The organism is Serratia sp. Ae19-1, from assembly GCF_059801225.1.
On the sequence record NZ_JBCHWD010000002.1, the window covers coordinates 209,688 to 231,927 of the forward strand.

General features: G+C 60.5%; 24 protein-coding genes. 8 read left to right on the forward strand and 16 right to left on the reverse strand.

Annotated elements, in window-relative coordinates:
* Positions 1 to 26: 26 nt before the first annotated feature.
* Positions 27 to 824, forward strand: a complete 798-nt coding sequence (locus tag AAIE04_RS06395) for a M48 family metallopeptidase (protein WP_157783364.1) — start codon at positions 27 to 29, stop codon at positions 822 to 824.
* A gap of 15 nt (positions 825 to 839) precedes the next feature.
* Here the strand turns inward: AAIE04_RS06395 and maa are convergent, their stop codons facing one another.
* The 5 genes from maa to AAIE04_RS06420 form a co-directional block, all read right to left on the reverse strand.
* A complete protein-coding gene (gene maa / locus AAIE04_RS06400; RefSeq protein WP_198637175.1) occupies positions 840 to 1,397 on the reverse strand; it encodes a maltose O-acetyltransferase in 558 nt (185 codons plus the stop codon).
* 144 nt (positions 1,398 to 1,541) lie between these two features.
* The gene (locus AAIE04_RS06405; RefSeq protein WP_019453210.1) at positions 1,542 to 1,895 is read right to left on the reverse strand and encodes an MmcQ/YjbR family DNA-binding protein; all 354 of its coding nucleotides are present in this window, start codon (positions 1,893 to 1,895) and stop codon (positions 1,542 to 1,544) included.
* A 4-nt stretch (positions 1,896 to 1,899) separates the two neighbouring features.
* Positions 1,900 to 2,316, reverse strand: coding sequence for a secondary thiamine-phosphate synthase enzyme YjbQ (locus tag AAIE04_RS06410; protein ID WP_063918672.1), 417 nt, complete (start codon positions 2,314 to 2,316; stop codon positions 1,900 to 1,902).
* 126 nt (positions 2,317 to 2,442) lie between these two features.
* Positions 2,443 to 3,636 (reverse strand): amino acid aminotransferase, encoded by a 1,194-nt coding sequence (locus AAIE04_RS06415; protein ID WP_041922290.1) that lies wholly within the window; start codon positions 3,634 to 3,636, stop codon positions 2,443 to 2,445.
* An 83-nt stretch (positions 3,637 to 3,719) separates the two neighbouring features.
* On the reverse strand, positions 3,720 to 4,187 hold the full coding sequence (locus AAIE04_RS06420) for an Lrp/AsnC family transcriptional regulator (RefSeq protein WP_004936775.1): 468 nt from the start codon (positions 4,185 to 4,187) through the stop codon (positions 3,720 to 3,722).
* A gap of 215 nt (positions 4,188 to 4,402) precedes the next feature.
* Here AAIE04_RS06420 and AAIE04_RS06425 point away from each other — a divergent pair, with 215 nt between their 5' ends.
* The gene (locus AAIE04_RS06425; protein WP_154747264.1) at positions 4,403 to 5,170 is read left to right on the forward strand and encodes a transporter substrate-binding domain-containing protein; all 768 of its coding nucleotides are present in this window, start codon (positions 4,403 to 4,405) and stop codon (positions 5,168 to 5,170) included.
* 44 nt (positions 5,171 to 5,214) lie between these two features.
* Here the strand turns inward: AAIE04_RS06425 and alr are convergent, their stop codons facing one another.
* Both alr and dnaB read right to left on the reverse strand, forming a co-directional pair.
* Positions 5,215 to 6,294 (reverse strand): alanine racemase, encoded by a 1,080-nt coding sequence (gene alr / locus AAIE04_RS06430; RefSeq protein ID WP_498576689.1) that lies wholly within the window; start codon positions 6,292 to 6,294, stop codon positions 5,215 to 5,217.
* A 17-nt stretch (positions 6,295 to 6,311) separates the two neighbouring features.
* Positions 6,312 to 7,736 carry a replicative DNA helicase gene (gene dnaB / locus AAIE04_RS06435; protein ID WP_025160134.1) on the reverse strand — a complete coding sequence of 475 codons (1,425 nt, stop codon included), beginning with the start codon at positions 7,734 to 7,736 and terminating at the stop codon, positions 6,312 to 6,314.
* Positions 7,737 to 7,903: 167 nt separating this feature from the next.
* On the opposite strand from dnaB, the gene AAIE04_RS06440 reads away from it, so the two are divergent.
* A complete protein-coding gene (locus AAIE04_RS06440; protein WP_019453215.1) occupies positions 7,904 to 8,887 on the forward strand; it encodes a quinone oxidoreductase in 984 nt (327 codons plus the stop codon).
* A gap of 299 nt (positions 8,888 to 9,186) precedes the next feature.
* Here the strand turns inward: AAIE04_RS06440 and pspG are convergent, their stop codons facing one another.
* Positions 9,187 to 9,405 (reverse strand): envelope stress response protein PspG, encoded by a 219-nt coding sequence (gene pspG, locus AAIE04_RS06445; RefSeq protein WP_498576690.1) that lies wholly within the window; start codon positions 9,403 to 9,405, stop codon positions 9,187 to 9,189.
* 157 nt (positions 9,406 to 9,562) lie between these two features.
* Positions 9,563 to 10,573 carry a tRNA dihydrouridine(20/20a) synthase DusA gene (gene dusA, locus AAIE04_RS06450; protein ID WP_019453217.1) on the reverse strand — a complete coding sequence of 337 codons (1,011 nt, stop codon included), beginning with the start codon at positions 10,571 to 10,573 and terminating at the stop codon, positions 9,563 to 9,565.
* 205 nt (positions 10,574 to 10,778) lie between these two features.
* On the opposite strand from dusA, the gene AAIE04_RS06455 reads away from it, so the two are divergent.
* Both AAIE04_RS06455 and AAIE04_RS06460 read left to right on the forward strand, forming a co-directional pair.
* Positions 10,779 to 11,312 (forward strand): tetratricopeptide repeat protein, encoded by a 534-nt coding sequence (locus AAIE04_RS06455; RefSeq protein ID WP_063918670.1) that lies wholly within the window; start codon positions 10,779 to 10,781, stop codon positions 11,310 to 11,312.
* 18 nt (positions 11,313 to 11,330) lie between these two features.
* The gene (locus AAIE04_RS06460) at positions 11,331 to 11,864 is read left to right on the forward strand and encodes an RNA polymerase sigma factor (RefSeq protein WP_084799185.1); all 534 of its coding nucleotides are present in this window, start codon (positions 11,331 to 11,333) and stop codon (positions 11,862 to 11,864) included.
* Between the two features lie 21 nt (positions 11,865 to 11,885).
* On the opposite strand, the gene AAIE04_RS06465 is transcribed toward AAIE04_RS06460, so the two are convergent.
* A complete protein-coding gene (locus AAIE04_RS06465) occupies positions 11,886 to 12,458 on the reverse strand; it encodes a sugar O-acetyltransferase (RefSeq protein WP_198637194.1) in 573 nt (190 codons plus the stop codon).
* A gap of 244 nt (positions 12,459 to 12,702) precedes the next feature.
* Between AAIE04_RS06465 and zur the strand changes: the two genes are divergently transcribed.
* Complete coding sequence (gene zur / locus AAIE04_RS06470; RefSeq protein WP_197667943.1) at positions 12,703 to 13,215, forward strand: zinc uptake transcriptional repressor Zur; 513 nt, start codon at positions 12,703 to 12,705, stop codon at positions 13,213 to 13,215.
* A 105-nt stretch (positions 13,216 to 13,320) separates the two neighbouring features.
* Here the strand turns inward: zur and AAIE04_RS06475 are convergent, their stop codons facing one another.
* From AAIE04_RS06475 to AAIE04_RS06490, 4 genes are all read right to left on the reverse strand, one after another.
* The gene (locus tag AAIE04_RS06475) at positions 13,321 to 13,530 is read right to left on the reverse strand and encodes a CsbD family protein (protein ID WP_004936743.1); all 210 of its coding nucleotides are present in this window, start codon (positions 13,528 to 13,530) and stop codon (positions 13,321 to 13,323) included.
* A gap of 314 nt (positions 13,531 to 13,844) precedes the next feature.
* Positions 13,845 to 15,182, reverse strand: coding sequence for an MATE family efflux transporter DinF (dinF, locus tag AAIE04_RS06480; protein WP_019453221.1), 1,338 nt, complete (start codon positions 15,180 to 15,182; stop codon positions 13,845 to 13,847).
* A gap of 101 nt (positions 15,183 to 15,283) precedes the next feature.
* Complete coding sequence (lexA, locus tag AAIE04_RS06485; protein WP_025160136.1) at positions 15,284 to 15,892, reverse strand: transcriptional repressor LexA; 609 nt, start codon at positions 15,890 to 15,892, stop codon at positions 15,284 to 15,286.
* A 102-nt stretch (positions 15,893 to 15,994) separates the two neighbouring features.
* Positions 15,995 to 16,363 carry a diacylglycerol kinase gene (locus AAIE04_RS06490; RefSeq protein ID WP_498576691.1) on the reverse strand — a complete coding sequence of 123 codons (369 nt, stop codon included), beginning with the start codon at positions 16,361 to 16,363 and terminating at the stop codon, positions 15,995 to 15,997.
* A gap of 148 nt (positions 16,364 to 16,511) precedes the next feature.
* Between AAIE04_RS06490 and plsB the strand changes: the two genes are divergently transcribed.
* Positions 16,512 to 18,977 (forward strand): glycerol-3-phosphate 1-O-acyltransferase PlsB, encoded by a 2,466-nt coding sequence (gene plsB / locus AAIE04_RS06495; protein WP_025160137.1) that lies wholly within the window; start codon positions 16,512 to 16,514, stop codon positions 18,975 to 18,977.
* Positions 18,978 to 19,043: 66 nt separating this feature from the next.
* Here the strand turns inward: plsB and ubiA are convergent, their stop codons facing one another.
* Positions 19,044 to 19,937 carry a 4-hydroxybenzoate octaprenyltransferase gene (ubiA, locus tag AAIE04_RS06500; RefSeq protein ID WP_074054963.1) on the reverse strand — a complete coding sequence of 298 codons (894 nt, stop codon included), beginning with the start codon at positions 19,935 to 19,937 and terminating at the stop codon, positions 19,044 to 19,046.
* The gene (gene ubiC / locus AAIE04_RS06505; RefSeq protein ID WP_063918667.1) at positions 19,934 to 20,449 is read right to left on the reverse strand and encodes a chorismate lyase; all 516 of its coding nucleotides are present in this window, start codon (positions 20,447 to 20,449) and stop codon (positions 19,934 to 19,936) included. The genes ubiA and ubiC overlap by 4 nt, the downstream gene beginning before the upstream one ends.
* 392 nt (positions 20,450 to 20,841) lie before the next feature.
* On the opposite strand from ubiC, the gene AAIE04_RS06510 reads away from it, so the two are divergent.
* Entirely contained in the window at positions 20,842 to 22,224 is a 1,383-nt protein-coding gene (locus AAIE04_RS06510) for an MFS transporter (RefSeq protein ID WP_019453226.1), read from the forward strand.
* The last annotated feature ends 16 nt before the right edge of the window (positions 22,225 to 22,240 follow it).

Below are 22,240 nucleotides of genomic sequence, written 5' to 3' on the forward strand. Positions count from 1 at the left end.
CATTTCGGCATCGATGGGAAATGCCCATGATCTGGCTGTCGGCGATAATTACGTTGCTCGGTTTTTTATTTGGTATCGCCGCCGTCGTGGTAAATACGGATGGCACTGCACTTGGATTGGGAGACGACGCCAAGGAAACATTGGATACCCTCAGCCTGCTTGCGTTATTACCGCTGATCCCGATCGCTTTCTATATTTATCGTTTCTATCTCGCCGCACAGGCGAAATCCAACGCCTTGCGCATCGGGCCGGCGCAATTTCCGGAATTATTTGCGCTGTATCAGGATATCGGCCGGCGGCTGGAACTCAAGACGCTGCCCAAGCTTTATCTGACCAACGGCAACGGCGTGGTCAACGCCTTCGCGCTGGAGTGCAATCGCCGCCAGCGCTACGTGGTGATCCATTCTGAAATCGCCATGCTGATGCCTACCGCGCCGGAGATCGTGGAGTTCGTGCTGGCGCATGAGCTGGCCCACCACAAACTGCGCCATGTGTCGCTGTGGCGTCTGGCGATCGGCGTCGTGCCGCAGTCGCTGCTGCTGCCCGGCCTGGCGACGACTCGCGCACAGGAGTATTCCGCCGATCGCGTGGCGCTCGCGGTGTGCCCGAACTACGCCAACACGGTGCGGCTGCTGGCCGTCGGCCCCTGGATGCAACATGGCGTGAACCCGCAGGCCTGGCTGGAACAGTGTGAAGACGAGAATAAAGAGCTGTTTGTCCGCATCAGCAATCTGCTGTCAGACCATGCGGTGATGGTTAAACGCTTCAAGGCGCTCAAAGACATTGAGATGCACGGCTTCGAGCGCCACGGCAGCATGTTTTAACCCGCTCCGGCGCGCCTACAGCGTTTTCAGCACGCGCGCCGGATTCCCGCCCACCACGCAGTTGGCCGGCACGTCTTTAGTGACCACGGCGCCGGAGGCCACAACCGCATTATCGCCGATGGTTACGCCCGGATTGATCACCGCACGCCCGCCGATCCACACGTTGTCGCCAATCCTGACCGGCTTACCAAACTCCGCCCCGCCGACGCGAGTCTCGGCATCCAGTGGATGAGTGGCGGTGTAGATATGCACGCCCGGCGCCAGCAGGCAGTTGTCGCCGATATGCACCTCGCATACGTCGAGGACCACGCAGTCGAAGTTGGCGTAGAAATTCTTGCCGAGATAGATGTTATAGCCGTAGTCGCAACGGAACGTCGGCTCGATGGTGCCGCCCTGATAGCGGCCCAGCAGCTCATCCAGCCACTGCTTACGCAGCTCGCCCTCTTCCGGCGAGGAGTGGTTGTAGCGATGCGTCAGTTGGCGTGCGCGCCGGCGTTCGCTGCGCAGCAGTTCATCGCCGGCATCGTACAGCTCTCCGGCGATCATCTTGCGCTTTTCTTCGCTGATGGCCATATCGGCCTCCTTAATCCGCGTTGCTTGAAGGCTCAAGCGTAGTCGCTTTAGCCTGACGATAAAAAGGGAACGTTCCCAAATCAGGACCACGATCACGGTTTAAGACGAAAGAGCGGGAAAACGGGCGCCGCCGCCGCCCGGCAATCAGGCGCGCAGTTCCTGGCGCACGTGTTCGGGCAGGCCTTCCACCACCAGCTGATAAGAGCTGTCGATCAGCGTGTAAAACTGCGAGTTCGGCAGGTTGCCGTCGAGGAACACCGTATTCCAGTGCGCCTTGTTCAGACCGTCGCAGGCAACGATCTCCGGATGGTGTTCGCGCAGGCTTTCCGCCAGCTCTGGGCTGGACTTGACCGCCAGCGCCGGCCGACCTTCCACCTCGCACACCATGGCGAACATCACGTCGCCCACCTTGATCTGGCTGGCCTGCCACTGGTTTTGGTCGCTTTGTTCCGCGCCCGGCTTCGCCATACAGTACTCCAGCAATGCGCTGTTATTCATTGGGTTACTCCCCCTGTAATGTGGCCACAATACGGCGTGCTCCGCCGTGGATGCGGTGCTCCCCCAGCCAGATGCCCTGCCATGTGCCCAGCATCAGCCGCCCGTGCCTGACGGGCAGTGTCAAGGAAGCGCCCAGCAGCGAGGATTTGATGTGCGCCGGCATGTCGTCCGGCCCTTCGTAGTCATGCTGATAGGGTGCGTTTTCCGGCACCTGACGCAGGAAATGCTGCTCCATATCGGCTCGCACCGTGGGATCGCAGTTCTCGTTGAGCGTCAGCGAGGCCGAGGTATGCTGCAGCAACAGATGCAGCAGGCCGGTTTGCAGGCGGTGTAAGTGGGTTAACTGGTTGGCGATCTCGTCGGTAACCAGATGAAAGCCACGCGCTTTTGCGCTGAGGATTAGCGTTTGCTGATGCCACATGAGTGAGCGCCCCTCAATCAGTATATTCTCTCTCCGGTTTGCGGCAACTTCGGCGGCGCGCCGGCAATAAAAAAGGAGCGATATCGCTATCGCTCCTCGATCAACGTCCGTTCAGACTAACAGGCGTTACTGCACCGCGGCAAACGCCTCGGCCACCTGACGCACGTTGTTGTGGTTCAAACCGGCCACGCACATGCGCCCGCTGTGGATCAGGTAGACGCCAAACTCTTCACGCAGACGATCGACCTGCGCCGCGCTGAAGCCGGTGTAGCTGAACATGCCGCGCTGCGCCAGCAGGTAATCGAAGTTGCGCTGCGGCAGCGCGCTCTTCAGGGTGTCCACCAGCGCATGACGCATCTCGAGAATGCGGGTGCGCATGCTCTCCACTTCATCCAGCCATTGGGTTTTCAGCTGGGCGTCGTTCAGCACTTTGGCCACCAGCTGCGCGCCGAAGTTCGGCGGGCTCGAGTAGTTGCGGCGCACGGTGGCCTTCAGCTGGCCCAGCACGCGCCCGGCCGCTTCTTCGCTTTCGCACACCACCGACAGGCCGCCGACGCGCTCGCCGTACAGCGAGAAGATCTTCGAGAACGAGTTGCTCACCAGGCACGGTAAACCGGCCGCCGCGATGGCGCGAATAGCGTAAGCATCCTGCTCCATGCCGCCGCCGAAGCCCTGATAGGCGATGTCGAGGAACGGAATGATTTCACGTTCGGCGATCACCTTGACCACTTCATCCCACTGGGCGGGGGTCAGGTCGGAACCGGTCGGGTTGTGGCAGCATGGGTGCAGCAGCGCGATGCTGTGCTTCGGCAGCTGTTTCAGCGCGGCAAGCATGGCGTCGAACTTCACGCCCAGGCTTTCGCTGTCGAAATACGGATAGGTATTCACTTTGAAACCGGCGCCGCTGAAGATGGCGACGTGGTTTTCCCAGGTAGGATCGCTGACCCACACCTGCGAATCCGGGAAGTAGCTTTTCAGGAAATCGGCACCCACTTTCAGTGCGCCGGAACCGCCGACGGTCTGAATGGTGGCGATGCGCCCCTGCTGCAGCATCGGGTGCTGCGCGCCGAACAGCAGTTGCTGAATGGCGGAACGGTAAGACTGCAGCCCTTCCATCGGCAGATATACCGAGGCGCCATGCTCGACGCTGTTCAACTGCGCTTGCGCCGCGGCGACCGCCCGCATCTGCGGGATGATGCCCTGCGCATCGTAGTACAGGCCGATGCTCAGGTTCACCTTGTGCGCGCGCGGGTCTTGTTTGAATTTTTCCATCAGCGACAGAATGGGATCGCCGGCATAGGCGTCAACGTTCTGGAACACGGGGTTTTTCTCCTGGTTTATTGTGGTTTTGGGCACAGCGTTACGTTCCTAATATAGACGGAAAACCGCGTTCGGTTTTAGCTTTATCTCGCCACCGGCAATAAACCGTTTTCCTTGATGCGATTGAGCACCACCGCCGTTTTGATATGCGCCACGCTTTTGTGCGGCGATAGCGTCTGGCTGATGAACTCGCTCAGCGCCGGCAGGTCCGCCACCGCCACTTTGAGCAGGTAATCAGCGTCGCCGGTGGTCTTGTAAGCGTCAAGGATCGCGTCCACTTCCTCCAGCATCTGATGAAAGCTGTCGATCTGCTCCTGCGCGTGCGTGATCAGACTGACTTCGATCAGCCCCACCAGCCCCAGGCCGACCGCCTCCGGCGCCAGCCGCGCGTGGTAGCCGCGGATCAGCTGCGCCTGCTCCAGGCTGATGCGCCGCCGCGAACATTGGGAGGCGGAGAGCCCCACCAGCTCGCTCAGCTCCTGATTGGTCAGACGGCCGTTGGCCTGTAACAGCGTCAGGATTTTCATATCAAAATCGTCAATGTTGTACATAGCCACCTGTAAACTGTGTTAATAAATGTTGACGTTACAGCCTACCAGTTTTTTTACCGTTGCCGACGTCACACCCTGGCGCTTAAATCGCGTACAGCAGCAACGCCCGGCGTTTTCGCCGGTAAGCGGCATAAAAAACGGCTAACTCATGCAGGCAAACGACAATTAACGGCGAAGTAACGCATAAAACCACGAATGTATAAAAAGGACGCCAGATGAAAAAGCTACTCCCCCTCGCGCTGCTGCTCGCCGCCGGCAGCGCCGGCGCGCAATCCCACCTGGACAAAGTGCTGCAGCAAAAGACCCTGGAGGTCTGCACCACCGGCGACTACAAGCCCTATACCTTCCTCAAGGAAGACGGCGGCTATGAAGGCATCGATATCGACATGGCGGAATCGCTGGCCAAGAGCCTGGGCGCTAAAGTGAAGTGGGTGAAAACCAGCTGGAAAACCCTGACGCCGGACTTCGCCTCCGGCAAGTGCGATATCGCCATGGGCGGCATCTCCGTCACGCTGGAGCGGCAAAAACAGGTGTTCTTCGCCGACAAGCTGGATACCGACGGCAAAATCCCGCTGGTGCGCTGCACCGACGTAAAGAAATACCGCACTCTCGAACAGATCAACAAACCGTCGGTGCGCCTGCTGGAGCCGGCGGGCGGCACCAACGAAGCCTTCGTGCACGCCTATCTGCCAAAAGCCAAGCTGACGCTGACGCACGACAACATGAGCATTTTCCAGCAGCTGGTGGATCGCAAGGCGGACGTAATGATCACCGACGCCTCCGAGGCGCTGTATCAGCAGAAGCGTTATCCGAAGCTGTGCGCGGTGAATCCGACCAAGCCGATGCAGTACGGCGAGAAGGCTTACATGCTGCCGCGCGACGATTTGAGCTGGAAACTGTATGTGGATCAGTGGCTGCACCTGGCCAAGGCGACCGGAGAGTATCAGAAGATTATCGACAAATGGTTGGCGGTAAAGAAGTAACGCGTTGAGGAACGGGGCCGACGCACGTCGGCCCCTGCGGCGCATCAGTCGCCGATGTATTCCATCGCCACGCGCTGCGTGAGCTTGGTGATCAGTTCATAAGCGCTGATGCCGGTACAGACGGCGATACGCTCGACCGGCAACGCCGGCCCCCACAGCACCGCTTCATCTCCCACCTTATCGGCGGCGTCCGGCCCGAGATCGACCGAAATCATGTCCATCGACACCCGGCCGACGATCGGCACTTCGCGGCCGTTGATCAGGATTGGCGTACCGGTCGGCGCGCTGCGCGGATAGCCGTCGCCGTACCCCATCGCCACCACCCCCAGCCGGGTATCGCGCGGACTTACCCAGGTGCCGCCGTAGCCGACCGCTTCACCGGCCTTGTGTTCGCGCACCGCGATCAGGCTGGATTTCAGGGTCATCGCCGGCTGCAGCCCATGCTCGGCGCCGCTGCCGTTATCCAGCGGCGATACGCCGTACAGAATGATGCCGGGGCGTACCCACTCGTTGTGGGCGGCCGGCCACAGCAACGTGCCGCCGGAAGCGGCGACCGAGCGCTGGCCCGGTTTGCCGCGCGCGAACTGCTCAAAGCAGGCGATCTGTTTCAACGTGGTGTCGGATTCCGGCTCGTCGGCGCGACTGAAGTGACTCATGATATTGACCGGCTGCGCCACGTTGCGGCAGGCGCACAGGCGCTGATAAAACGCCTCCGCCTGCTCGGGGCGCACCCCCAGCCGATGCATGCCGGTATCGAGCTTCATCCACACCGGCACCGGACGCGCCAGCTCGGCCTGCTCCAGCGCTTCGAGCTGTTCGATGCTGTGCACCGCGGTTTCGATGTTGTTCGCCACCAGCACCGGCAGGTCTTCGGCGCTGAAGAAGCCTTCCAGCAGCAGGATCGGTTTGACGATGCCGCCGGAGCGCAGCATCAGCGCTTCGCCGATGCGCGCCACGCCGTAGCAGTCGGCGTCTTGCAGGGTGTGTGCTGTTTCCAGCAGGCCATGTCCATAAGCGTTTGCTTTCACAACGGCAATCAGGCGGCTTTGCGGCGCCTGGCGGCGCACCTGTTGCAGATTATGTCGCAGAGCGCGGCGGTCGATTACAGCGGTTGCCGCTTTCATTTCAGTTCCTTAGCTGATTATTCGTCATCGTATTGTGGCCCCGCGTAGTTGTCGAAACGCGACCACTGGCCGTTAAAGGTAAGGCGCACGGTACCGATCGGGCCGTTACGCTGCTTACCGATAATAATTTCCGCGATCCCTTTCAGATCGCTGTTCTCGTGATACACCTCATCACGATAGATGAACATAATCAGGTCGGCGTCCTGCTCGATAGAGCCGGATTCACGCAGGTCGGAGTTGACCGGGCGTTTGTCGGCGCGCTGCTCCAGGCTACGGTTCAGCTGCGACAGCGCCACCACCGGCACCTGCAGCTCTTTCGCCAGCGCTTTCAGCGAGCGCGAAATCTCGGCGATTTCCAGCGTACGGTTGTCGGACAAGGCCGGCACGCGCATCAGCTGCAGGTAGTCGATCATGATCAGGCTAAGCCCGTCGTGCTCGCGGAAAATGCGCCGCGCGCGCGAGCGCACTTCGGTCGGCGTCAGGCCTGAGGAGTCGTCGATGTACATGTTGCGCTTCTCCAGCAGGATGCCCATGGTGCTGGAAATGCGCGCCCAGTCCTCGTCGTCGAGCTGGCCGGTACGGATGCGCGTCTGATCCACGCGCGACAGCGACGCCAGCATACGCATCATGATCTGCTCGCCGGGCATCTCCAGGCTGAAGATCAGCACCGGTTTTTCCTGGGTCATCGCGGCGTTTTCGCACAGGTTCATGGCGAAGGTGGTTTTCCCCATCGATGGACGGGCGGCGACGATGATCAGATCGGACTTTTGCATGCCCGCGGTTTTCTTGTTGAGGTCCTGATAGCCGGTATCGACCCCGGTCACGCCGTCGTGCGGCTGCTGATACAGCTGCTCGATACGCGACACGGTATCTTCCAGGATGCGTTCGATGCCCTTCGGGCCCTCGTCTTTGCTGGCGCGGTTCTCGGCGATTTGGAAGACGCGGGACTCCGCCAGATCGAGCAGATCTTCACTGCTGCGCCCTTGCGGATCGTAGCCGGCGTCGGCGATCTCGTTAGCGACCGAGATCATCTCGCGCACCACCGCGCGCTCGCGCACGATGTCGGCGTAAGCGCCGATGTTGGCGGCGCTCGGGGTGTTCTTCGACAGCTCGGCCAGGTAGGCGAAGCCGCCGACCGAGTCCAGCTCGCCCTTCTGCTCGAGCGATTCGGACAGGGTGATGAGGTCGATAGGCTTGCTCATCTCCAGCAGACGCTGCATCTCGGTAAAGATCAGGCGGTGCGGACGGCTGAAGAAATCGTTGGCGACCACGCGCTCCGCCACGTTGTCCCAGCGCTCGTTATCCAGCATCAAACCGCCCAACACCGACTGCTCGGCCTCCAGCGAGTGCGGCGGCATCTTCAGCCCTTCCATCTGACGATCTCTGGAACGCTCTCTGGTTTCGTCCGCGTTTGTTTTGTTGGTTGGTTTTTTTCCTGCCATGAAACGTAGTCTTTATCCGGTTGCGAATGAAGGATCCTGACGCGAGAGTATACGTGATTTTTGCGTCATAACCGATGCAAAAAAGGTATTGGCCCCCGCACGGGCGAACTGGATCTCCGCGACTAAAAAGAATAGGGTGAAATCAGACACTCCAACGAGGTAACGACATGGCCAAGCGCATTCAATTCTCCGCCACCGGCGGGCCGGAAGTCTTGCAATACGTTGATTTTACACCGCTCGATCCGGCCGCCGGCGAAGTGCAGATCGAGAACAAGGCGATCGGCATCAACTACATCGACACCTATGTGCGCAGCGGGCTATACGCGCCGGCCAGTCTGCCGAGCGGCCTCGGCACCGAGGCGGCCGGCGTGGTGGTCAAGGTCGGCGCCGGGGTCAGCGCGATCAAACCGGGCGACCGGGTGGTGTATGCGCAGTCGTCGCTCGGCGCTTACAGCGAAATCCACAACGTGCCGGAAGAAAAAGTGGCGCTGCTGCCGCACAACCTGAGCTTTGAACAGGGTGCCGCCTCTTTCTTGAAAGGGTTGACGGTGCACTATCTGCTGCGCCAGACCCACGAAGTGCAGCCGGGTGAAGTGTTCCTGTTCCATGCCGCCGCAGGCGGGGTTGGGCTTATCGCCTGCCAATGGGCCAAAGCGCTGGGCGCGCGCCTGATCGGCAGCGTCGGGTCCGACGAAAAAGCCGCGCTGGCCAAGCAGGCCGGCGCCTGGGCCACCATCAACTACCACAAAGAGGATATCGCCCAGCGAGTAGCCGAGCTGACGCACGGCGAGAAGGTTGGCGTGGTGTACGATTCGGTGGGGCAAAGCACCTGGCAGGCCTCGCTCAACAGCCTGAAGCGGCGCGGTCTGATGGTCAGCTTCGGCAACGCCTCCGGCCCGGTGACCGGGGTCGATCTGGCGCTGCTCAATCAGAAAGGTTCGCTGTATGTCACCCGCCCTTCCCTTAACGGCTACGTGACCAACCGCGCCGAGCTGCAGTACGCCAGCAACGAGCTGTTCTCGCTGATCGGCAGCGGCGCTATTCGGGTGGAAGTGAAAGACGAGCAGAAATTCGCGCTGGCCGACGCCCAACGCGCGCACCAGGTGCTGGAAAGCCGCAGCACCAGCGGTTCCAGCCTATTGATCCCCTGATAACGGCCAAAGAAAAGGGCTCCTTGCGGAGCCCTTTCTGTTACTGCGTTTTGTAGGGGTAGAGCAGAGTCCGCCAGAGACAGGGGTTGCTTCAGCAACACGAATTTTAGTTGTCTCTCACGGTGATGAAATTGGTCGCATCACTGCATCGATAAATATCCTAACAGCCCCGTCCGGCAAAAAACACGCTTTATGTGCCACATCGCGCGGGAAAACTGCCAAGCTGTGATCGCTGCCGCATTAGCGGTGCGGGCGATTGCGCAAGTTTCAGCGCGACTGACTGATTATTCAGCAAAAAATCAGTAGCGTCTGATCTGAGGTTTCTGCATCGAGCGGTAAATCCACACCCCGACCACCGCCAAAATCAGCCACGGCAGCAGCTTAAACACTACCGCGAACAATCCGCCCAACAACATGAACGCCGCCGCCGCCAACAGCGCGGCGAAGATCCCCAGCAGCGAGATGCCGGTCACCATCAGCATCACCACAAAGCCAATGAGAAAGAAGATTTCCAACATGATTGCTCCTTTGCAATACAACGTATCTGCAGAGTGAATTACAAGAAGCGTGCCAGAACGGCGAAAGCGCTAACGCATTGAAATGATTAGACAGGCATCCAGTGATACGCTAAATGCCTGGCGAAAAAGACTAACTATTGGTGAAGTTTTTTGTTAATTACGCCATTTCGACCCGCGGCTGGCGCACCAGCGCCAGCGCCTGCTCCACCACCCGCGCATCGGCGCCCGGTTTATGGGCGTTCTCGCTCAGATGGCGGCGCCACTGACGCGCACCCGGCACGCCCTGGAACAAACCGAGGATGTGGCGAGTGATGTGGCCGAGGTAGGTGCCGTTGGACAGCTCGCGCTCGATATACGGATACAGCGCTTCGACGATCGCCACGCTGTCCGGCACCGCGGTTTGCGCGCCAAACAGTTCGCTGTCGACCCGCGCCAGAATCCCCGGATTCTGGTACGCCTCGCGCCCCATCATCACGCCGTCCAGATGCTGCAGGTGCTGCTGCGCCTCTTCCAGCGTTTTCACCCCGCCGTTGATAGCGATGGTCAGCGCCGGGAAATCCCGCTTCAGCTGATAGACGCGCGGGTAGTCCAGCGGCGGCACTTCGCGGTTTTCTTTTGGGCTGAGGCCGGAGAGCCAGGCTTTGCGGGCGTGAATGGTGAACATGTCGCACTCGCCGCGCCCGGCGACGGTCTGAATAAAGTCGCACAGGAAGGCATAGCTGTCCTGATCGTCGATGCCGATGCGGGTCTTCACCGTCACCGGGATCGACACCACGTCGCGCATCGCCTTGATGCAGTCGGCGACCAGCGTCGCCTGGCCCATTAAACAGGCGCCGAACATGCCGTTTTGCACGCGATCGGACGGACAGCCGACGTTGAGGTTAATTTCATCGTAACCGCGCTGCTCCGCCAGTTTGGCGCAGTGCGCCAGCGCGGCCGGATCGCTGCCGCCCAGCTGCAGCGCCACCGGATGTTCTTCTTCGCTGTAGGCCAGATAGTCGCCCTTGCCGTGGATGATCGCGCCGGTGGTCACCATCTCGGTGTACAGCAGCGTTTCCTTGGTCAGCAGGCGGTGGAAGTAACGGCAATGACGATCGGTCCAGTCGAGCATTGGCGCGATGGAGAAACGATTGGCGGCGTAGGTTGGGGCGTGGTTGTCTTTCGTCATGCTGAGTTACTGGCTACCTGATGTCTGTCTGAATTCAACGAACGGCGCGCGGCCGCAAACGGCTATTATAACGACAATCGGCGCCGTTGGGAAAACCGCCTTGTCGCCGACAAAAATTAAGTGGGGGATAAAGCGAATAAACCCACTCGCTCAGGTGTTATCTCATTACGGGCGCGCACGGCGCCTCTGCCTTGAGGACACAACCATGAACAGCTTCATTAAACGCCTGCTGGCATCGGCCATTGCCGGCTGCCTGCTGTTTTCCGGCGGGGCGCTGGCGATGGGCGGCGACGGTAGCGGCCAAACCCCGCCAACCTGTCCGAAAGGCCAGGTCTACGACAGTAAAACCCAGACCTGCACGGTGGATAAAAGCAGCAAAGTCGACGACGCCGACCGCACTAACTATGCCTATGCACTGGCGAAAAGCGGCCGCTATCAGGAAGCGATCGATATGCTCAACACGCTGAAAAATCCCAACACCGCCATAGCGCTGAATTATCGCGGCTACGCCACGCGCAAACTTGGCCGCACCGATGAGGGTATCGGCTATTATTTAAAATCAGTGGCCCTCGATCCGAAATACCCCAAAGTGCGCGAGTACCTGGGTGAAGCCTATATGCTGAAAGGGCGGCCCGACCTGGCGCGCCAACAGCTGCAGGTGATCCAGTCGCTGTGCGGCACCGGGTGCGAGGAGTACCGAGATTTGGCGGCAGCCATCGACCGCCATCCGGAATCTTGATCCGACGCGCCTGCGGAGGTGACTATCAGCGGCGATGCGATACGCGATGAACTCGGCCACTATCTCTCCCGCCTGTGGCGCTATGCGCTGGTGCTTTCGCACCGGCGGGATGTCGCCGACGACCTGGTGCAGGCGACCTGCGTGCGTGCGCTGGAGCGCGCCGCGCAATTCACCCCCGGTTCACATCTGGATCGCTGGCTGTTTGCCATCTTGCACTCTATTTGGCTCAATGAAGTTCGCGCCCAGCTCCTTCGCCAGGGGCAAGGCTGCATGGTGGCGGAAGAGCTGGGCGATGCGGACACCGGTGAACAACCGGTCTTGCTCAATGAAGTGATGCGGCGCGTAAACCGGTTGCCGGCGGCCCAGCGCAACGCGCTGTTTCTGGTGTATGTCGAAGGGCTGTCCTACCGGGAAGCGGCGAAAGTGCTGACGGTGCCGATCGGCACCGTCATGAGCCGCCTGGCGGCCGCACGCCAGGCATTGGCCGATGACCGACAACGGCAACACCGTAAGGAAAGCCATTCGCCCCCCTTACCCCACTCCCGCCGATAAACCGTCGGCCAGCGACCGTACTTATTCCAACGCGCGGATAACCCGGCACGGCTGCCCCAGCGCCAGCACGTTGGCCGGGATGTCGCCGGTCACTACGCTGCCCGCGCCGATGGTGGTGCCGTCACCGATGGTCACCCCCGGCAGGATCACCACGTTGCCGCCGATCCATACGTTGTTGCCGATGGACACCGGCTGCGCCGAGGTGCGGAAAGGAAAATCCGGATCGCCGGTGAAGCGTTCATCGGCCTTCAGCGGATGACTCGGCGTGTAGATTTGCACGTTAGGGCCGATCAGCGTGTTATCGCCGATGGTGATGGTATTGCAGTCGAGGAACACCGCATTGACGTTGATAAAACAGTTCTTACCGATGCGGACATGTTGCCCATAGTCGCACCAGAATGGCGTTTCAATCCAGCTTGCTTCTCCCCAGGCGCCGAACAGCTCGCCGAGCAGGCGGTTTTTTTCGTCCGCCTGATGCGAATCCAGCGCACCCAGGCATTTAGTCAACGCCCTCGCCCGGTGGTACATGGCGATCAGTTCTTCATCGCGGCTGTTGTACACCTGGCCGCTTAACAATTTCTCTCTTTCCGTCATCACGCGGGGCTCCAGCTTTTAACGCGGGTGAGGCGCGTTATACCGCTCTCACCGCCCGCTCTCCAGCGCTAAAATCGGCAATGTTGATTTGCCGCCCGCCTGCGGGAAAAAGTTGTGATGCACCTCTCGTTTAACGCGGCCAACGCGCCTTTCTCTGCACTATCCTCAGGGGAAAAGGGGCAACTCTCGGCGATTCGCCGTAATCATGGTAAAATCGGCTTTTTTACGTACCGGGATATTTGCGATGAACTCAACCACCCAGGAAAAGCTGTTGGCGCAGGCGGAACGCCTCTGCCAGCAACGCAATGTGCGATTGACGCCGCAACGGCTGGAAGTGCTGCGTCTGATGACTCAGCAACCCGGTGCAATCAGCGCTTACGACCTGCTCGATCTGCTGCGCGTCGCCGAACCGCAGGCCAAGCCGCCGACGGTTTACCGCGCGCTGGATTTTCTGCTGGAGCAAGGTTTTATCCATAGGGTGGAGTCCGCCAACAGCTACGTGCTATGCCATCACTTCGAACAACCGATGCATACGTCCGCGCTGTTTATCTGCGATCGCTGCGGCCAGGTGACCGAACGCACTACCGAGGGCGTAGAAGAAACGCTGCAGAAGCTGGCGCAGGAGGCCGGATTTGCGCTGCGGCACAGCGTGGTGGAGGCGCACGGTCTGTGTGCCGCCTGCGTGGAGGTTGAGGCTTGCGACAGCAAGCATGACTGCGCCGAACACGATCACAGCATCGCCATCAAGAAGAAGTAAGCAATACGAAGTCAGGTACTTCCTTGTACCTGCGGCCGGGACGCCAGAGGATGGGGCGACGCCGGCCTGCGCTGTGCGTGCCGCCTTCAATGGCGGCCCTGCAAATTACCAGCGGTGTTTGGTGTGATCTTCCCAGGCTTTCACCTCTTTCTCGGCCGCCTCTTTCTGATAACCGTAGCGTTCCTGAATTTTACCGACCAGCTGTTCGCGTTTCCCTTCGATGACCGTCAGATCGTCATCAGTCAGCTTGCCCCATTTTTCCTTCACTTTGCCTTTAAGCTGCTTCCAGTTACCGTCGGCTTGATCTTTATTCATAGTCTCTCCGTTAACCTGTGGTGAATCAGCGATCCCTGTAACCGGCCGGGGTTAACCAGAAATATTTCTGGCTGATTACGCCCTCACCTTAAGGGTAATCACGCCCATTCATTCGCCAGCCACAAGACTAATTCTAGTCAAACAAAGAAATTAAAACAAAAAAACCAGTATAAAAAACCATTAATAAATAAAATAAAAACAAAAAACGCCAACAAACAAGAAGCTAACGTGAACAGGCCCGGACCGAAAACATGTAAGTAAACATGAATAAAAGCATAAAAAAATCTAATTTATTACCTGACAAAGTTTCTGGACTAGCGTGCAGTAAACCAACTGCCACGCAGCTGGTGACGGTGCCAGATCCAGCCCAACGCCAGGCCGCGCAGCGCCAAAAACACCGCCAACGCCAGCCAGAGCCCATGGTTACCGAGCAGCGGCACGCTGAACAGCGCAATACCATATCCCGCCGCGGCCACCGCCATGCTGTTGCGCATCTCGGCGCCGCGCGTGGCGCCGATAAACATGCCGTCCAGCAAATAGCACCACACGCCGACCAGCGGCAGGATGACCTGCCAAGGTAAATAGTGGGCGGCTAACGCACGCAGCTCCGGCAAAGAGGTCAACGCCGCCACGATCTGCTGGCCGATGACGGCATAGGTCAGGCCAAAGGCCAACGCGACCAGCCCCGCCTGCCGACAGGCCGCGTGCCACACCTTGCGCAGCTGGCTGTCGTCCCGAGCGCCGTAGGCGTGGCCCGAATGGGCCTCCACCGCATAAGCGAAGCCGTCGAGCGCATAAGCGGTGAACGTCAGCAGATTCATCAATACCGCGTTGACCGCCACGACATCGCTCCCCAAGCGAGCGCCGAAGATGGTCAGCGACGCAAAACACAGTTGCAGCAACAATGAGCGCAACATGATGTCGCGGTTGAGCGCCAGCAGGCGGCGCAGATCGCCCCGCCAAGCCTCACACAGCATCGGCAAGGTGATGCCGCGCAGGCGCATCACCCGCCACGCCAGCCACAGGCCGAGCAGCAACGTGGCGTATTCGGCGATGGCGGTCGCCGCCGCCGCTCCCCGCACGTTCCAGCCCAGGCCCATCACCAGCCAGATATCCAGCACAATGTTCAGCAGGTTGCCGACGATCAGCAGGATCACCGGCGCACGCACATACTGCACGCCGAGCAACCAGCCCAGCAGCACCAGATTGGCCAGCGCCGCCGGAGCGCTCAGCCAGCGGATCTCAAGAAAACGCCGCGCCTGTTCCAGCACGTCGGCATTGCCGCCGACGATCTGCAGCGCCAGTTCGATCAGCGGGTAGCGCAGCAGGACGATCGCCACCCCGGCCAACAGCGCCAGCAGCAGCGGTTGCATAAACGCGCGCGCCAGCGCCTGGGGGTTCTGCGCCCCCAGCGCCTGTGCCGCCAGGCCGGTCGTGCTCATGCGCAGGAACAGCAGCAGCATGAACAGGAAGCTGGTCGCCACCGCACCGATCGCCACGCCCCCCAGATAAATGGGGCTGTCGAGGTGGCCGATCACCGCAGTGTCCACCAGTCCGAGCAGCGGCACGGTGATATTGGAGAAAATCATCGGCAATGCCAGGCGCCACAGGGCTTTATCGGTGTCGCTGGTGAAGGCGGAAATCAAACGCATGATGAGATGTTCCCGTAACAGTGGCGAAGGGCAAAGTCAGAAACAAAAACGCCCCAGAACAGGGGCGATTGATACAGGGAGCGGTACGGATGGCGCGGCGTTTAAATCCAGTCGCCGTTGCGGATCACGCCAACCGCCAGCCCTTCGATAGTGAAATTCTGCTGACGCAGATCGACCACGATCGGTTGGAATTCGTTGTTCTCCGGCAGCAGCTCAACCACGTTGCCGTGTTTTTTCAAGCGTTTGACCGTCACTTCGTCTTCGATGCGCGCCACCACAACCTGGCCGTTGCGCACGTCTTGCGTTTTGTGCACCGCCAGCAGATCGCCATCCAGGATGCCGATGTCGCGCATCGACATGCCGTTCACCCGCAGCAGGAAGTCTGCGCTCGGTTTAAACAGGGAAGGATCCACCTGGTAGTGCCCTTCGATGTGCTGCTGCGCCAGCAGCGGCTCGCCGGCGGCGACGCGGCCGATCAGCGGCAGGCCTTCCTCTTCTTCCATCAGCAGGCGGATGCCGCGCGACGCGCCGGAGACGATTTCAATCACCCCTTTGCGCGCCAGCGCCTTCAGATGTTCTTCGGCGGCGTTAGGCGAGCGGAACCCCAGACGCATCGCGATCTCGGCACGCGTTGGCGGCATGCCCGTTTGCGAAATATGATCGCGAATCAGATCGTAGACCTCTTGCTGTCTGGTAGTTAGTGCTTTCATTCCGCCCCCTGTTTGTTTATACAGTCTTGCTGTGAGTATATACAGGTAAGCGCGGATTGGGAACCGAAGAATAAATAAAAATCAGTCAGTAGGCGCCTTTCGTCAGCCGAAATGCTGCCATAAGACCGTGCCCCAAACGAACAGCGCCAGCACGATCGCCAGCGACACCGCCGCCGATCCCATGTCCTTGGCCCGGCCGGACAGCTCGTGATGTTCGCTGCCGATGCGATCCACCACCGCCTCGATCGCGCTGTTCAGGATCTCGACGATCATCACCAGCGCGACCGATCCGATCAATAAAATGCGCGCTATCGCACCCACATCCAGCCACACAGCCAGTATGATAGCCAGGACGGCCGCCACCAGCTCCTGGCGGAACGCCGCCTCGTGTTGCCAGGCGGCGGAAAGCCCTTTATAGGAATAGCCGGCGGCCTTGATGATGCGGGTCAATCCGGTTGCTTGGTTTGCCATGTTTTCGTGCCTTTCTCAGAGGTCGGTCATAATAAAAAGAGTCTAGAACAGTCCGCGCTGACGGCTCTCGGTTTTCGAACACCACAGATCTGCTACCCGGTTTCTGGTATGCTTGCGGCGCATTGCTAACAAGAGGCTTCACGTTGTTATGTCAGGTTGGCGTAAAATTTATTATAAACTATTGAATTTACCACTTAAATTGTTGGTGAGAAGTAAGGTCATCCCATCAGATCCGGTTACCGAGCTAGGGTTGGATCCCTCACGGCCGATTTTGTATGTTTTGCCTTACAATTCCAAGGCGGATTTGCTGACGCTGCGCACCCAGTGCCTGGCGCAGGATCTGCCCGATCCGCTCGACTCGCTGGAGATCGACGGCACCGTGCTGCCGAGCTACGTGTTCATTCACGACGGCCCGCGCGTGTTCCGCTATTACACCCCGAAAGAAGAGTCGGTAAAACTGTTCCACGACTATCTGGATCTGCATCGCAGCAATCCGGATCTCGACATCCAGATGCTGCCGGTTTCGGTGATGTTCGGCCGCTCGCCGGGCCGCGAAGGCCACGGCACGCCGCACCTGCGTCTGTTGAATGGCGTGCAGAAATTCTTCGCCGTGCTGTGGCTCGGCCGCGATAGCTTCGTGCGTTTCTCCAACACCGTTTCGCTGCGCCGCATGGCCACCGAGCACGGCACGGATAAAACCATCGCGCAGAAACTGGCGCGCGTGGCGCGCATGCACTTCTCGCGTCAGCGCCTGGCCGCAGTAGGCCCAAGCCTGCCGGCCCGTCAGGATCTGTTCAACAAGCTGCTGGCGTCAAAGGCGATCGAAAAAGCGGTCGAGGACGAAGCGCGCAGCAAGAAGATCTCGCACGAGAAAGCCCAGCAGAACGCCATCGCGCTGATGGAAGAGATCGCCGCCGACTTCTCTTACGAAACCGTGCGTCTGTCCGATCGCGTGTTGAGCTGGACCTGGAACCGGCTGTATCAGGGTATCAACGTCACCAACGCCGAGCGCGTGCGCCAGCTGGCGCAGGACGGGCACGAGATCGTCTATGTGCCCTGCCACCGCAGCCACATGGACTACCTGCTGTTGTCGTACGTGCTGTATCACCAGGGCCTGGTGCCGCCGCACATCGCCGCGGGCATCAACCTCAACTTCTGGCCGGCCGGCCCGATCTTCCGCCGTCTGGGCGCGTTCTTCATCCGCCGCACCTTCAAGGGCAACAAGCTCTACTCGACGGTGTTCCGCGAATACCTCGGCGAGCTGTTCACCCGCGGCTACTCGGTGGAATACTTCGTGGAAGGCGGCCGTTCCCGCACCGGGCGTCTGCTGGAGCCGAAGACCGGCACCCTGTCGATGACCATCCAGGCGATGCTGCGCGGCGGCGCCCGTCCGATCACGCTGGTGCCGATCTACATCGGTTACGAGCACGTGATGGAAGTGGGCACCTACGCCAAAGAGCTGCGCGGCGCCACCAAGGAAAAAGAGAGCCTGCCGCAGATGGTGCGCGGCCTGCGCAAGCTGCGCAATCTGGGCCAGGGTTACGTCAACTTCGGCGAGCCATTGCCGCTGACGGCTTACCTCAACCAGCACGTGCCGCAGTGGCGCGAGTCGATCGATCCGATCGAAGCCCAGCGCCCAAGCTGGCTGACGCCGACGGTCAACGATCTGGCCGGCCAGATCATGGTGCGCATCAACAACGCCGCCGCGGCCAACGCCATGAACCTGTGTTCCACCGCGCTGCTGGCCTCGCGCCAGCGTTCGCTGACCCGCGAACAGCTGATTGAACAGCTCGAGTGCTACCTGCAGCTGATGCGCAACGCGCCTTACGCGCGTGACGTCACCGTGCCGACGCAAACGCCGGACGAGCTGCTGGATCACGCGCTGAACATGAACAAGTTCGAGGTGGAGAAGGACAGCATCGGCGACATCATCATTCTGCCGCGCGAGCAGGCGGTGCTGATGACCTATTACCGCAACAACATCCACCACTTGTTGGTGTTGCCGTCGTTGATCGCCAGCATCGTGATGCATCACCGCCGGGTATCGCGCGCCGAGCTGCTGCGCCAGATCGGCATGATCTACCCGATGCTGAAGGCCGAGCTGTTCCTGCACAACGACAAGGAACAGCTGCCGGAGGTGCTCCGGCCGATGATCGACGAGCTGATCCGCCAACAGCTGATCTGCGACAAAGGCGACGAGCTGGTGCTGAACCCGGCGCGCATTCGCCCGCTGCAGTTGCTGGCCGCCGGGGTGCGCGAAACCCTGCAGCGCTACGCCATCACCATGTCGATCCTCAGCGCCAACCCGAGCATCAACCGCGGCGCGCTGGAGAAAGAGAGCCGCATCATGGCGCAGCGCCTGTCGGTACTGCATGGCATCAATGCGCCAGAGTTCTTCGACAAGGCGGTGTTCTCTACCCTGGTGGCAACGCTGCGTGAAGAAGGCTATATCAACGACAGCGGCGACGCGATCCGCGAGCACACCCTCGAGGTGTACAATATGCTGAGCGATCTGATCACGCCGGAAATCAAGCTGACCATCGAAAGCGTCAATATGCCGGCGGAGACCAACGACCTGCCGCAAGCCGACGCGGAAGAAGAGCAAGACGAGTGATTTCGCCCGGCGCGGAAAAACAAAAGGCACCCCATGGGGTGCCTTTTTTCTTGCTTTGGGGAACCGTTACCCCGGCAGATAACTCAACGCGATGCCGATAAACACCACCAGCCCGACATAGTTGTTCTGCAGGAAGGCTTTGAAGCAGGCGTCGCGCTCACGCCCGGCGATCTGCTTCTGCTGGTGAATAAACAACGCGCCCGCCAGCAGCAGCGACCAGTAAAACGCCCCGCCGAGCTGCGCCAGATACCCGACCCACGCCAGCAGCAACAGCGTCGCGAACTGCAGCAGCCCGACGATCAGTTTGTCATAACGGCCGAACAGGATAGCGGTGGACTTGATGCCGATCTTGAGGTCGTCATCGCGATCGACCATCGCATACAGCGTGTCGTAGGCCACCGTCCAGCAGATGTTGGCCAGCAGCAGCAGCCAGCAGCTGAGCGGCAGCGATTCGCTGACCGCCGCATAGCCCATCGGAATGCCCCAGCCGAACGCGGCGCCCAGCACAAACTGCGGCAGGTTGGTCACCCGCTTCATGAACGGATACACCCAAGCCAACGCCAGCGCCGCCAGCGACAGCCAGATGGTCATCGCGTTCAGCGTCAGCACCAGGCAGAACGAGATCAGCACCAGCACCACGAACAGCACCTTGGCCTCTTTCGCGCTCACCCGGCCGCTCGGCATCGGCCGCCCGGCAGTGCGCTTCACGTAGCCGTCCACCGCGCGATCGGCGTAGTCATTCACCACGCAGCCGGCGGCGCGCATCAGGAACACGCCGAGCACGAACACCACCAGAATCGACAGCGACGGCACGCCTTTCCCGGCCAGCCACAGCGCCCACAGCGTCGGCCACAGCAGCAGCAGCGTGCCGATCGGTTTATCAATGCGCATCAAATGGCTGTAAGCCCGCCATTTACTTTGAGTCACGCTTCCCTCCAAGGTCTTGCTCTCCTCTCTCATGCGGGAACCGCTGAATACAGCGGTGAAGCCGGTAAAAACAGTTCGGTCAGCAACAGCGGCTTGCCCGCCAACCGCAGCCGCGAACGGCGCGCCCAGAGCGCGTCCTGCCGGCCGATATGAATATAGTCACGGGTCAGATCGCCGCTGCTGAACAGATAGCGCCCGAGCGGCAGCGTGCCCAGATCCACCAATGCCTGATCGGGGCCGGTCAGCGTATTTTCCGGGATCACCGTGCGCCCCAACAGCCAGGGCTGGCCGTCGCCCAGCAGCACCACTTCGCGCAGCCAGTAGCGCGGGCTGTCGGGCAAGTGGTTCGCCTCGTCGCCCAGCGCTTCGCGCGTGACGAAGCATTCGCGCTGCGGTTCGACGCGCACCTGGGCGCAATGGCGTTCAAATCGGCGGGTCATGGAGCCTAACTCCATCAGCCAGTCGCTGACGGCGGCGGGCGCCGGAGGATCCTGTTCGGACAGCCACTCCAGCGGCGGCAGGATGGAATCCCTGATGCCAGACATTGTTTTACTCCTCGCCTGGACCGCAGCCGGTACGGCGCGCCAGACGATACAAACTGTTAACAGGCCCCCATTGTAGCGCAGAAATGCGAAAGCGGCAGGCTGATTCGTGGCGAAAACGGCGCTCGCCTCGTCCGGAAAAACCGAAGTTCTGTCATCTTTTTGCCATCCGCATTCTCTATCTTCATTCCCCGGCACGCTGACGATTCTGTGATCGCACGCAAAGTTTCAGCTTCCTCGCGTTGTGTTATCTACGCGCGTAGATACTCTGATGCCGCAGCGTTGAATCGCCATGCGTCCGACATGATTTGCCGGCACACCTTTGTCGCCGACACCAGGGAAACCATCTTTAACCGCGCCCCTCAAGGCGTAGAACAAAAGAGGATAGCACTGCCATGAGCGAAACAACGCTTGCAACTCCACAGTCCGCCGACGCCGCGCTGGCGGCCGATGAACGCCTGGCAACCAAAGAGGGGCGCAGCCAATTTTGGCGCGCCACCTTCTCCTGCTGGCTCGGCACCGCCATGGAATACGTCGATTTTGCGCTGTACGGCCTGGCGGCCGGCATGGTGTTCGGCGACGTGTTCTTCCCCGAAGCCACGCCGCTGGTCGCGCTGTTGGCCAGCTTCGCCACCTACTCCGTCGGCTTCGTCGCACGGCCTATCGGCGCGTTGGTGTTCGGCTGGATCGGCGATCGCAAAGGCCGCCGCGTAGTACTGATCACCACCGTGGCGCTGATGGGCCTCTCCACCACGCTGATCGGCCTGATCCCGTCCTATGCGCAAATCGGCGTCTGGGCCCCCGCCTGCCTGGTGATCCTGCGCTTCGCGCAGGGGTTCGGCGCCGGCGCAGAGCTGTCCGGCGGCGCGGTGATGCTGGCGGAGTACGCACCGGCCAAACGGCGCGGGCTGGTGGCGTCTATCATCGCCATCGGCTCCAACAGCGGTACCCTGCTGGCATCGCTGGTATGGCTGCTGGTGCTGCAGCTCGACAAAGAAGACCTGATGAGCTGGGGTTGGCGCATTCCGTTCCTCGCCAGCATTCTGATCGCCGGGGTGGCGCTGTATCTGCGCCGTCACGTACGGGAAACGCCGGTTTTCGAACGCGAGCTGCAGCAAAACCACCAGCGCATGCTGGACGCCGCCCATGCCGCGCCAGATACGCGCAGCTACCTGCAACGCACCAAGGCGTTCTGGGTGATGCTCGGCCTGCGCATCGGCGAGAACGGCCCCTCTTACCTGTGTCAGGGCTTTATCGTCGGTTACGTCGCCAAGGTGCTGATGGTCGATAAATCGGTGCCGGCGCTGGCGGTGTTGATCGCCTCGCTGTGCGGTTTTCTGGTGATCCCGCTGGCCGGTTGGTTGTCTGACCGCTTCGGCCGCCGCATCACCTACCGCTGGTTCTGCCTGCTGCTGGTGCTGTACGCCTTCCCGGCGTTCTGGCTGCTCGACAGCCGTGATCCGGCGATCGTCATCTCGGTGATCGTGGTCGGCATGTGCATCGCGTCGCTGGGGATCTTCGGCGTGCAGGCGGCCTACGGCGTCGAACTGTTCGGCGTGAAGAACCGCTACTCCAAGATGGCGTTCGCTAAAGAGCTCGGCTCGATCCTCTCCGGCGGCACCGCGCCGCTGATCGCCACCGCGCTGCTGTCCGGTTTCGGTCACTGGTGGCCTGTCGCCTGCTATTTTGTTGTAATGGCGGCCATCGGCTTAATCACCACCTTCTTTGCTCCCGAAACCCGCGGCCGCGATCTCAACCTGCCGCAGGATGCCGCGTAGCAAGAAGGCGAACAGG